Raw genomic sequence first — 11,482 nt, forward strand, 5'->3', positions numbered from 1 at the left:
ATCATTCTCCGTTATCTGATTGAGGTGAGGGCGATTGACGTTCGATGGGAAGGCACAGAGTAAAACAGGCTCCTTCACCAGGCTGCGACAATAACTCTAATCGCCCATCATGGGCACGACAGACCATTTGGACTACCGCCAGCCCAAGCCCTGTTCCTTGTGAACGCGTCGTAAAAAAAGGCTCCATTATTTTATGATGCAGCTCTGGTGCGATACCGGGACCGTTGTCTTGAACGGATATTTTTAATTCACCGTTGACGGCACGAAAGAAAACATCAATTTGCGCCCCTTTACCAATGATCTGAATAGCATTCATGACTAAATTACTGAGCGCCGAAGCCAATGCGTTAGCATTCCCTAATAATACGGTATCGTCTTGCTCAACCTGTAAATCATAATCGATTTGATTGTTTTTTAATGCCGTTTCAATCATAGGTGAGAACTCTGCCACCAATTCAGCCACAGAAAAAGGCTGGATGACTCGGTTATCGCCGCCCTTAGCAAACAGCAACATATCGTTCACTTGCTTTTCTAGGTCGTGTAATCGATCAACCAATTTAGATTGAAATCGTTCACGGGTTGCAGTCGGTAAATTCGCCGCGGCTAAGTTAGAAGCATAGAGCATCGCGCTCGATAATGGCGTTCGAACTTGATGGGCTAACGATGCCACCATCCGCCCCAAAGACGATAAGCGCTGTAAATCACCGATCCGTGATTGTAAGAGGCGAGTTTCGGTTAAATCGGTTATTAGGATAAGTTGGCCCGTTGTTGAAGCAGAAATGGCTAAGCGAACTTTTCGGCCATTACGTAATGAGATTTCATGTCCATCATCCTCACGAGGTGCGAAAGCGACTTGAATCACGCTGTACCATTTTTCACCGACTAACGGAACTTGCAATAGCCGTTGCGCTTCAGGGTTCGCTTCACGAACGATCCCTTGAGTATCCAGTAATATCACGCCAGCAGGCATTACATCGAGCACTTGTTTATAACGCTCAACTTGATCTTCCAATGAGTCTAAGTGCGACTGTTGTTTGTGTACGGGATCATTCATCGTCGAAAATTTGCCTTAATATACAGCAATAGTCTGAAATGCAAAATGCAAGCCAGACTATTATTCAATAATTTCAATGCGTTAACGACAGTCAATATATTGACCACGCCAGAAAGTCGCTTTAGCGTTGCATATTATACTTACGCATTTTCTCGACCAATGTCGTACGACGCATACCTAGCATGTCCGCAGCACGAGCAACAATGCCACTGTGAGCATCAAGCGCTTGATTAATTAGACTCACTTCAAGATCGGCGAGCAGCTCTTTTAAATTCACCCCTTCTGGCGGTAATGACTTTGCTGCATCAAAATGACCATTAAGATCATCATGAGATTCGAACGTGAAGTTTTCTGAAAAAATATCTTCTAACACATCACGCTCTTGCTCTTCCACGGAACTAAACCGACATGGTTCAGGCTGAAACTCAGGTATATCACTATAACGATATTTGGTCGGTAAATGATTCACATCGACCAAATTATTGGGGTACAGAATCACCATACGTTCAACTAAATTCGCTAATTCACGAACGTTACCCGGCCAATCATGCTCCATCAATGAATTGATCGCCCGAGGAGTAAAGCAAATCGGCGCTCCGCCTTCTGCCTCCATACGGGTCATCAACTCTTGCAGCAATAAAGGAATATCTTCTTTACGATCCTTTAATGCTGGCATCTCAATAGGAAAAACGTTTAAACGATAGTAAAGATCTTCTCGAAATCGCTGCTCAGTGATCATGCTATCTAAATCTCGATGAGTGGCGGCAATAATCCTCACATCCGCTTTGATGGTTGTATTTCCACCGACTCGCTCAAAACAGCGTTCCTGTAACACTCGCAGTAACTTAACCTGCATATTAGTTGGCATATCACCAATTTCATCGAGAAATAAGGTTCCGCCTTCAGCGAGTTCAAAGCGCCCTTTACGTGAGGTGATCGCTCCAGTAAACGATCCCTTTTCATGACCAAACAGTTCACTCTCTAGTAATTCAGCGGGGATCGCTCCGCAGTTAATCGGTACAAAAGGGCCTTTACGACGTGAAGAGTGATAATGAATGTTGCGCGCTACCACCTCTTTACCGGTACCAGATTCACCTAAAATCAATACATTTGCTTCTGTATTCGCCACTTGCTCAATCAAATGACGCACATCTTGAATACCAAGACTCTGTCCGACTAAGCTACGAAATAAAGCGTTATTTCGCGAAGGCGTTGACAGCGCTATCCCTTTACGCCCTAAAAACTCTTTACAATGACGCAATGCATCACTGAGTTGTGGATAGTTAAGGGGAAACTCCAATTCACCAACAAATTGAGGGAAATATTCAACAGAAAAATGGTGTTGGTTAGCCACTAATAACGGTATATGGTTAGCTTGACTCAACGCCTGCGTAAGCTCATCAGATAGCAAAGGCGTAGTAATCGAGCCCAAAATACACCCAGACCAAGGCGCAGACCAATCGATACGGTCAGCTTGAGAAGAATCTATGACCTCACATTGCTCCCCGACAAATTCCAATATAGTACGAAAACTTTGACGAATTGCAGGATCGTCTTCAATGACAAGTAGTTGTGCTAAACCTTGCATAGGTGAGAATATTTGCCTTAATTTAGGGACGTTGTGGTTACACCATTACCAATTATTTACTCATTCTGACTAAAATTGTACGTCAAATTCAGTAAACAATAGACAACGTGTGAAATTCAGCAACAAAAAAGCCACTCGGCTAGTTAGTGGCTTCTATTCTATTTAATTAAAAAAATAAGGCAACCAAGCATTTAGCTGATGTGATATTGGTTAAAAGTTTAAGATAAAACTTATATCCCTACATCAGTCGCGGTCAAATTATGATATTCAGTAGGGATTTGATCCCATGCAGACTTGATTTCACGCAGAATATCTATCACATCGTCTAATGGTTGAGGCTCGTTTTTATGGTTAGCGGTGGTGATTTGCGTGATCATAAATTCATACAATTGATCAAGGTTTTTTGCAATATCCCCGCCATCGTCCATCGATAAGCAGCCACGCAGACTAATAATAATGTCCAGTGCTTTGCCTAAACGCTCACCTTTAACAGGGATATTACCTTGCTGCATTGCCGCTTTACCTTGGATCAAACGTTCTATGGCACCGGCCATCAGCATCTGGACGATTTTATGCGGTGAGGCCGCACTGAGCTGGCTATCCACTGATACTTTTTTGTACGCTTGTAAAGAACCACGCATAGTCTTCCTCTTTATAAAAACTTTTTGTATTGTTGAAGCGATTTATTACCGTATCGATATTGTCGCAATGATTTACCGATAGACAGGGTTTTAGACTGCATCAGTTCAACAAGATGTTGTGTCTCTTCGATCGCGCTCTGCCATTCTGGTGATTGCGCAAACTGCGGATTGTCTACGATATAACTCAGCAATACCGCTAACCGTTGTTCCCTATTATCGACCAAGCGATGAATTTCTTCAGTGTTAATGTCGTCAATAGTTAACTTTTCTTTTATTTGTTGATTAATATCAAATAACGCTTGTAGCTCAGTCTGCATATCACTAACCCAGAGCATTCATCATACCAGCAAGTTGAGACTGCATCTTACCCGTTGCATCCTGCATAGCCGAAAATTTAGCGTGAGTTCGCTTCTCTAAACCGTCCATACGACGATCCAAGGCGTCTTGATCATTGACCAAGCGACGATTTTGTTCGGTGATGCTGTTCTCGCGAGTGCGGATCGATCCCGTTGCCCCAGTCAATCCTTGAATGGCTTCTTCGACTCGTCGAGCAAAGCCTTGATTGCCACCAAAAAAATCACCCAGTTGATTAAAATTATTATTTAGCTGACGGTTGAGCATAGCATAGTTAATTTCTAAGTTCCCTTGGCGAGTGGTAGTAATACCTAATTCCGTCAGGCTTTTTAGCTGCTCAGGCCCTTGCTCAATCGGCGATGAAAAGACTGATTTCAATCGCGTATCGGCACTACGAACAATACTATCTCCAGCGAGTGGTCCAGCACGGCCCGTCCTTGGATCGACACCCGATAATTCTTTACTAATTTGGTAAAATTGATTGTAAGCCGCAACGAACTGCTCAATATCTTGACGAACACTATCTCTATCGTACTCAATGCCAATTTCTGCAGGCCGTTGATTGGCGTCATGTCGACCTTTAAGAGTAAGATTAACGCCATCGATAGCGTTTTCAATGATGTTATTTTCACTGGATAATGTCGCAATACCATCCAGCAAGACCAACGAATCTTGCCCCGCTTGAACTTGGATCATCCCTTGATATTCATCAAAAGAGTGCTGCGCCGCTTTTAATTGAGCTTGAACTTGTTCCATTTTTTCAAGCACCGCGAGCTCTTCAGGAGATAATTTTGCTCTTTCAGCGGCTTTTGCCTCCTCCGGAGTCATATTGCCGCTTTTTATCGCTTCTTGTATTGCAGCTTGCTCTTGGGCAAGTTTGGCATCAATTTTGGCTTGGGCTTCTTTGGGGGTCACATAAGAATCAAGCAACGTGCCTGACGCGGTATTACTCCAACCAGGAATGTCGGCGGCCTTTGCTAAGCCATTTTCATCGAGTTCCGGTTGAGGTTCAGAGTAAGAGTCAAGCAAGGTACCTGAGGCAGTTTCTGTCCAACCGGGAATGCGCTCTTCAGGTCTTAAATAACGATTGGCTTCTTCTGCAGCTTTGATCCCTTCGCCAGAGATATCATCAAGATCTTGTGTTGTTGATACCGCTTGTTCAGCTTGGGCCGCGAGCTCTTTATCCACTTCACGTGCAGCCGCACCAATTTTTTCAGCGACTTGGGCCGCGACTTCTTGTTGCTCCGCTGTCAGAGGGGCAATGATTTGTTGCGCTTCAGCTCGTGCTTTCTCTAAATCTTTAACCCTTTGTTCTAAGGTTTTATACTCTAAGCGTTTTAATGGGTTACCTGACTCAGCTTGCGCTTGAATTGATATTTGCTGTTTTTCACCCGATAGATTAGAAGCAATGATCAGCCGAGGTCCTTCGACATCATTGATAATTGATGCTCGCACACCGGGATTATTTTTATGGCCATTAATCTCTCGTATCACATCTGTCAGCCGAGAATTATTGGCGACATCAACCGTGAATTGTCTCTTACCCAGAGAAATTTGCAGCTTACCCTCACCAAATCTTGTGTCACTCGGTATAACCTCTGACGCAATTTTATGGCTTTGAGCAAGCTGCAACACATCGACTGAGTATCTCCCAGCAATCGCATCGGTTGAAGCGGTTGCAGAAACAATCTGGTCATCAGAAGTGTCAACTTTGCGCACAGCAAACGCTTTCTCTTGACGAAAATTCGCCATGAGATTTCGCATGGTATCCAGTGATTCCCTGAGCCTGCCATAGGCACTAATACTGGCTTCATTATCATAGCGCTTATTATCAATGCTTTGCTGTTTTGGTACACGCTCAGCATCAACAATCGTCCTTACGACGCTATTGATATCAAAACCAGTGTTCATCCCCATTGGGCCTAAACTCATCCAATCACCTCAATCATACGATTACGCCTTAATCACCAGCAAGCCTGACTTTGGACTCTGCTCACGAGAGAGACGTCGTAATACTTCAAGCATTTCTTCTTCAGGGATCTGCCGAATAATGTCGCCCGTAGAGGCTTCATAAATCGTCACAACATCCCGTCCGGATTCTTCATCAACCCGAAACGCCAAACCTTTATTGATCGAATTAACAAACTCGTCCATTTTCTCAATAACCACTGCGCGTTGCTGCTCGTTTATCCGCTCTCTTTGTTGAGATTGTTTAATCGCGGCTTGCAACGCTTGTTCTTGGTTGCGTTTTAGTTGTTCAGACACTTGCGCATTGACTTTTTCTGTCTTGCGCACCGAACGGTGACTCTCCTGCGAAGAAGCACTTACCACGCTGTCGTTTCCTGAAGCAAGTTTAGTGCCACTTTGCGAGCCGTAAGGCTGGATGTTCGATGTGTAGGATGGTACTTCCATAACAATCTCCCTTCCACCTTATAGGTAGCTTAATCGCTAATTGCGCGTTCAGCTACCCATGCTGCCCATTGCACCGTCAGTTAACCTAACAGGCTAAGAGCTGCAGATGGTGACTGCTTCGCTTGAGCTAATACTGAGGTACTCGCTTGCTGCAAAATTTGTGCTTTAGTCATTGCCGTTGTTTCACGTGCGTAATCTGTATCTTGAATACGACTGCGCGAGGCATTGACGTTTTCATTAGTATTCTCTAAGTTATTAATCGCATGAGAGAATCGGTTTTGAAAAGCACCTAGTGAAGCTCGCTGACTATCCACCGATTTTAACGCGCCATCAAGGACAGCAATCGCTTCTTGTGAGCCGGCAACGGTAGTCACATCGATGTTTTTCACGTTAACATCTTGCCCTGTACCAAAACCGATTTCGGTAGCAAGATCGCCACCTATCGTCACATCACCGGTTACTTTTTGCGAAGAAGCATACAGTTGAAGCTTGCCATCTTCACCGACTGACGCGTTGATATCTTCACTTTGACCATTGATGTAAGTCGCAACCTCTTCAAGATCATCACCGGATTTCGCGTTAATGGTAATTTCTCTTGCTTCACCCTGCTTATCAGTATAGTTAAGCGTGAGCTCGGTCGCAGTGGTGACTCTCCAATCCGGCGTTTGGCCTGTTTCTGCTCGATACGCTTTTCCGCCCATATCAGCCGTATCAGAGCGCAAACTTCCCATCGTTAGCAGCACCGCTTCGCCTGACTCAGCACCAATTTGGAAAGATTTGCTACCAAAAGTGCCGTTCAGCAGCCGGTTACCACCAAAGGAGGTACTTTCCGCAATCCGGTTAAGTTCTTGGTTAAGGGCCGTAACTTCTTCTTGAATCGCGACACGCTCAGAGCGTGAGTTTGAACCGTTAGAAGATTGCAGAGCAAGATCTCGCATACGCTGCAAAATATTGGTACTTTCGCCCATCGCACCTTCTGCGGTTTGAGCAATAGAGATCCCATCATTAGCATTGCGTACCGCGACATCAAGCCCACGGCTTTGTGAAGTCAATCGGTTTGAGATTTGTAAGCCTGCTGCATCATCACGAGCACTGTTAATACGATACCCCGATGATAGGCGTTCCATTGATTTTTGCACACCGTCAGCCGCACTGTTTAGGTGGCGTTGTGCGGTCATCGCCGACACATTGGTGTTTACGTTAATTGCCATAGTTTGATCTCCTTAGGCGGATAGTTGGCATACCTTCAAGTCTCTCACCTCTCGTCGGTATACCTCATTTCTCTCGTATCCTTTAACGGCCTCAATTAAATATCCTTTAGGGAAATAGTCGACATTTTTCTATTTTTTTTCTTCTCATCGCTAAAAAGCGATCCAGCTCAAAAAATAACGCTCGTCTATGGCTAAAGATTACAAGCAACCGCCGCACCTAACTCAATTTCAAACATAAAAAAATCCAGCCGAAGCTGGATTCTTTGTAAAGGCAGAAATTAATTAGCCAAGTAAACTTAATGCGGCATTCGGTGCCTGTTTGGCTTGAGCTAAGATAGAACTTGAAGCTTGACCAAGGATTTGCGCTTTGGTTAACGCTGTGGTTTCCTTCGCAAAATCAGTATCTTTAATACGGCTCTTCGATGCGTTAACGTTCTCGTTAATGTTATCCAAGTTGTTGATAGCATGGTTAAAGCGGTTTTGGAATGCACCAAGCTCGGCTCGATGACTATCTACATACTGTAACGCTGCATCCACGATAGCAACAGACTCTTGGGCTCCACCAACACTAGTAACATCAATTGTACTGACAGTAACGGCTTGACTCGCCCCCATCGCCAGCTCAGTCGCTAACGTGCCACCAAAGGTCACATCGCCGTCGACTTTATGGTTGCCAGTAAAGACCTGCAGTTGACCCTTTTCATTGACTGAAGCTTGAACTAAGTCGGTTTGGCCATTGATGTAAGTGGCAAGTTCTTCAATGTCATCACCAACTTTGGCGCTGATATTAATGGTTTGCTCTACGCCGTTCACATCATTAAGTGTCATCGTTAATTCATTATTGCCATCGCTAACAGTCCAGTTTTTATCCGCTTCAGTAGCCGCCACATAACTGTTCCCCCCCATTTTAGCGTTATCACTACGCATATTATTGAGTGTTAACATAACAGCTTCACCACTGTTCGAACCAATTTGGAAAGCTTTGGTTTGGAACGTGCCGTTAAGTAAACGGTTACCACCGAAAGACGTGGTTTCAGCGATACGATTGAGCTCATCATTCAACGCCGTCACTTCTTCTTGAATCGCGACACGCTCTGATTTTGAGTTAGAACCATTCGCCGATTGCAATGATAGATCACGAATACGTTGTAGAATGTTGGTGGATTCATCCATCGCACCTTCAGCCGTTTGTGCCATTGAGATACCATCATTGGCATTACGCACTGCGACATCTAAACCACGACTTTGTACATTTAAACGGTTAGAGATTTGTAGACCAGCAGCATCATCTTTAGCACTGTTGATCTTAAAACCAGAAGATAGACGCTCCATCGATGTTTGTTGCGCATTAGTCGCGCTATTTAGGTAACGTTGTGCGGTCATTGCGGCTACGTTGGTATTTACATTCACTGCCATGGTAATTTCTCCAATTGATTTTCCGATGTTTCCGGTTTTCGACGTCTCGTAAAACCAAGGTAGTTCTCTCAAAGTTATTTTCTTAGCGGCGTGTTTTGAAAAACCTTTAGAATTTTTTTTGCTTTTCTTTAAAAAAACTCACTTTGTGGTTAAAAACGCACCAAACTAGGAAAAATAACAAAAATAGCGTTTTTTTTACTCAAGCTTTCAAATGACCTGTCGATAACGATCGTTTTTTTAATTATTCAGTAAAGACAATGCAAGATGAGGCTGCTTTTTCGCTTGGCTAAGAATCGATGTGCTGACTTGTTGCAGTATTTGCTGTTTAACCATTTGAGTAGTTTCTTTAGCAAAATCAGTATCTTTAATCCGACTATTTGAAGCAGCCAAGTGCTCATGCATATTATCAAGATTATTAATGGCATGATAAAAACGATTTTGAAGAGCGCCTAATTCAGCCCGATGGCTATCGACATACTGTAATGCGGTATCAATCACAGCGACAGCACTTTGCGCACCACCAACAGAAGTGATATCAAGATCATTAACGGTTTCATATTTTCCAAAGGTAAGCTGTAACTGGTCAGCCAAACCACCTGAAAAATAAGGCTGGCCATGAATAAAATGACTATGTTGATTTTCGAAATAAATCTGTAATTGTCCGTTTTCGTTAACTGAGGCGGACAGTTTATCGGTTTGACCATTAATATAAGTGGCTAAAGACTCGATGTTATCACCGACTTTAGCCTGAATATCGACAGTTTCTGTTATGCCTGCGCGATTCATAAACGAAATAGAAAGCTGATGATTACCTTGTTCAACTTGCCAATCGGGATCTTTAGGAAGAGAAACATATTTAAAGCCACCCATTAGCAACTGGTCACTCCGCATCGATTTCAAACCGACTTGTACCGCCTCTCCAGAGGCCGCACCAATCTGAAAAGAAGCCGAACCAAAACGTCCATTAAGTAATTTTCGCCCAGCAAAAGAGGTGGTTTCTGCAATTCGGTTTATTTCATCATTCAAAGCACTCATTTCTTCTTGTAGTGCTTGTCGCTCAGCTTGGCTATTCGAGCCATTCGCTGACTGTAAGGAGAGATCGCGCATTCGCTGCAAAAGGGTTGTGGTCTCTTGCATCCCACCTTCTGCGGTTTGCATGATCGAAATACCGTCATTCGCATTACGCGCTGCGACGCCTAAACCTCGCATCTGTGTTTCTAATCGATTGGAGATTTGCAACCCAGCGACATCATCTTTCGCTCGATTAATTCGTTTACCGGAAGATAATCGATCCAGTGATTGCTGAAGGGCTACTGACGCTTGATTAAGATGGCGCTGAGCGACTAAAGCCGAAACATTGGTGTTGACCGAAAGAGACATGCTGTTTTATCAAATTGCTCTGTGAACAAATACTTAACTAGCGTATCGGCAAAATGAACAGAATCTTGAGTCATGATACCGATCATCATTGATGATCGGTAATGAAATAAGAAGAGCGCCCGACAAGATAGATTTGGGTACGTAATCAATAACCGTTTAACTCAACGGGCCAGTAGAATCAAAGCACGCTTTAACTCGACGACTACGTATCAAGTAAAAACCAAACCACAGTAAGATGAGCAGCGTCAATGCATTAGCCCACTGGAATGCGCCATGATCTAAATAAACATGATAAACCGTTTGTACTAATTGGATAATGAGTACACAAAGGGTCATGGCGCGTCCTAAACGGAAACCGGCGATAAGTAAACGTCGCTGCTCTTGTCTAAGGTGAATAAGCCACATCAATAGTAAGCTAGGTAAACCAGTCATTAACCCTAAGTACAGCATATCGTGATCGGGATACACAAAACTCAGAATGGTTGAACCATGTTCTCGGCTTACTCCTGCCACCACAAAAACGACCCAAGCGCGAGCTAAAAACAACCAGCCCAACCAGAGCCATAACGAAGCATTAAGGTAACCATAACGGTCATAGTGTTCGATCGGATATCGCATAATACATCATAAATTCATACTATTATGCCTACTACTTTAACGTAATCCTGACTCATCGCCTATGCCTTAACAACTCAAGTTTTAACCTTACTCGTCCTCAGTTGAGGAAATGAATCAAGGCATGTTAATCTGATCAATATTGAAAAGGGGTTATTAATGAAACAGACCATTATTCCGTCACCACAAACTCAGCAAGAAGCACAAGCCATTGCTAAAGCCTCACAAAAACCGGGCCAAACGAAAGAACAAACCAAGTTAATTGCGCAAGGTATAGAAAAAGGTATCGCACTCTATAAGAAACAACAAAAAGAGAAAAGCCGTCAGGCCGATAGAGCCAAAAAAAAGTCTCAGCAATTAAGGCATACGGCAGAGAATACGACGAAAGAAGTCATGCCACTCCCTGCCAAACCCAGCGCAAAATCAAAGCCATGGTTACCATGGGGACTGTTAATCATCAGTTGGATGGGGTTTATTGTTTATCTCTCAATAAAAGCCAGCTGATAAAAAAAGCCAGCATAGACTTAACACCGATCAGTTAAGCAAATGATCAGTTGAACGATCCTGTGGTTGGTTGAAAATACCCTCAAGCATTTCATGTTTGAGGGTATTTTTTATGTTGGCTCACTGGCTTATTGATGTTGATGACTTCGCTTCTCCTGATTCACTTGCGCTTTTTCAAAAAGAGCTTCCATTGGAATGGATAAATCAAGCACTTGATGAAACGAATAAAGCCAGCATGAGAAGACGAAAGCTACCTGCTGAGTTGGTCGTGTGGCTGCTAGTGGGTATTGGCTTATATCGCGACAGA

At 43.6% G+C, this 11,482-nt stretch carries 12 protein-coding genes; 2 read left to right on the plus strand and 10 right to left on the minus strand.

Annotated features, from left to right (window positions below; translation table 11 throughout):
- Position 1: 1 nt before the first annotated feature.
- The 10 genes from CAG58_RS15040 to CAG58_RS15085 form a co-directional block, all read right to left on the minus strand.
- Positions 2-1,054, minus strand: coding sequence for a sensor histidine kinase (locus tag CAG58_RS15040; RefSeq protein WP_154170431.1), 1,053 nt, complete (start codon positions 1,052-1,054; stop codon positions 2-4).
- A 121-nt stretch (positions 1,055-1,175) separates the two neighbouring features.
- Positions 1,176-2,642: a sigma-54 dependent transcriptional regulator gene (locus tag CAG58_RS15045; protein ID WP_004394756.1), complete on the minus strand. Its 1,467-nt coding sequence runs from the start codon at positions 2,640-2,642 to the stop codon at positions 1,176-1,178.
- Positions 2,643-2,872: 230 nt separating this feature from the next.
- Positions 2,873-3,283 carry a flagellar export chaperone FliS gene (fliS, locus tag CAG58_RS15050; RefSeq protein ID WP_004394755.1) on the minus strand — a complete coding sequence of 137 codons (411 nt, stop codon included), beginning with the start codon at positions 3,281-3,283 and terminating at the stop codon, positions 2,873-2,875.
- Positions 3,284-3,294: 11 nt separating this feature from the next.
- Positions 3,295-3,600 (minus strand): flagellar protein FliT, encoded by a 306-nt coding sequence (locus CAG58_RS15055; protein ID WP_040904736.1) that lies wholly within the window; start codon positions 3,598-3,600, stop codon positions 3,295-3,297.
- Between the two features lie 4 nt (positions 3,601-3,604).
- Entirely contained in the window at positions 3,605-5,569 is a 1,965-nt protein-coding gene (fliD, locus tag CAG58_RS15060) for a flagellar filament capping protein FliD (RefSeq protein ID WP_040904134.1), read from the minus strand.
- Between the two features lie 21 nt (positions 5,570-5,590).
- Positions 5,591-6,049 carry a flagellar protein FlaG gene (flaG, locus tag CAG58_RS15065; protein ID WP_040904131.1) on the minus strand — a complete coding sequence of 153 codons (459 nt, stop codon included), beginning with the start codon at positions 6,047-6,049 and terminating at the stop codon, positions 5,591-5,593.
- A gap of 80 nt (positions 6,050-6,129) precedes the next feature.
- The gene (locus CAG58_RS15070; RefSeq protein ID WP_161426719.1) at positions 6,130-7,260 is read right to left on the minus strand and encodes a flagellin; all 1,131 of its coding nucleotides are present in this window, start codon (positions 7,258-7,260) and stop codon (positions 6,130-6,132) included.
- 282 nt (positions 7,261-7,542) lie between these two features.
- Positions 7,543-8,676, minus strand: coding sequence for a flagellin (locus CAG58_RS15075; protein WP_161426718.1), 1,134 nt, complete (start codon positions 8,674-8,676; stop codon positions 7,543-7,545).
- A gap of 237 nt (positions 8,677-8,913) precedes the next feature.
- Positions 8,914-10,056 (minus strand): flagellin, encoded by a 1,143-nt coding sequence (locus tag CAG58_RS15080; RefSeq protein ID WP_158138775.1) that lies wholly within the window; start codon positions 10,054-10,056, stop codon positions 8,914-8,916.
- A 156-nt stretch (positions 10,057-10,212) separates the two neighbouring features.
- On the minus strand, positions 10,213-10,674 hold the full coding sequence (locus CAG58_RS15085) for a DUF2919 domain-containing protein (RefSeq protein WP_158138776.1): 462 nt from the start codon (positions 10,672-10,674) through the stop codon (positions 10,213-10,215).
- Positions 10,675-10,830: 156 nt separating this feature from the next.
- Here CAG58_RS15085 and CAG58_RS15090 point away from each other — a divergent pair, with 156 nt between their 5' ends.
- Together CAG58_RS15090 and CAG58_RS15095 are read left to right on the plus strand one after the other, a co-directional pair.
- Entirely contained in the window at positions 10,831-11,175 is a 345-nt protein-coding gene (locus CAG58_RS15090) for a DUF2956 domain-containing protein (protein WP_161426165.1), read from the plus strand.
- Positions 11,176-11,287: 112 nt separating this feature from the next.
- A partial coding sequence (locus CAG58_RS15095) for a transposase domain-containing protein (protein ID WP_202598320.1) occupies positions 11,288-11,482 on the plus strand: 195 nt, incomplete at its 3' end.

This window comes from Vibrio sp. V31_P5A7T61 (assembly GCF_009904895.1).
GTDB classification, from domain to species: Bacteria; Pseudomonadota; Gammaproteobacteria; order Enterobacterales; family Vibrionaceae; genus Vibrio; species Vibrio metschnikovii.

What these genes read in the sequence shown, in the direction of transcription:
- CAG58_RS15040 (WP_154170431.1), bottom strand. Translation starts at nt 1,054, where the DNA reads ATGAATGATCCCGTACACAAACAACAGTCGCACTTAGACTCATTGGAA.
- CAG58_RS15045 (WP_004394756.1), bottom strand. Translation starts at nt 2,642, where the DNA reads ATGCAAGGTTTAGCACAACTACTTGTCATTGAAGACGATCCTGCAATT.
- fliS (WP_004394755.1), bottom strand. Translation starts at nt 3,283, where the DNA reads ATGCGTGGTTCTTTACAAGCGTACAAAAAAGTATCAGTGGATAGCCAG.
- CAG58_RS15055 (WP_040904736.1), bottom strand. Translation starts at nt 3,600, where the DNA reads ATGCAGACTGAGCTACAAGCGTTATTTGATATTAATCAACAAATAAAA.
- fliD (WP_040904134.1), bottom strand. Translation starts at nt 5,569, where the DNA reads ATGAGTTTAGGCCCAATGGGGATGAACACTGGTTTTGATATCAATAGC.
- flaG (WP_040904131.1), bottom strand. Translation starts at nt 6,049, where the DNA reads ATGGAAGTACCATCCTACACATCGAACATCCAGCCTTACGGCTCGCAA.
- CAG58_RS15070 (WP_161426719.1), bottom strand. Translation starts at nt 7,260, where the DNA reads ATGGCAATTAACGTAAACACCAATGTGTCGGCGATGACCGCACAACGC.
- CAG58_RS15075 (WP_161426718.1), bottom strand. Translation starts at nt 8,676, where the DNA reads ATGGCAGTGAATGTAAATACCAACGTAGCCGCAATGACCGCACAACGT.
- CAG58_RS15080 (WP_158138775.1), bottom strand. Translation starts at nt 10,056, where the DNA reads ATGTCTCTTTCGGTCAACACCAATGTTTCGGCTTTAGTCGCTCAGCGC.
- CAG58_RS15085 (WP_158138776.1), bottom strand. Translation starts at nt 10,674, where the DNA reads ATGCGATATCCGATCGAACACTATGACCGTTATGGTTACCTTAATGCT.
- CAG58_RS15090 (WP_161426165.1), top strand. Translation starts at nt 10,831, where the DNA reads ATGAAACAGACCATTATTCCGTCACCACAAACTCAGCAAGAAGCACAA.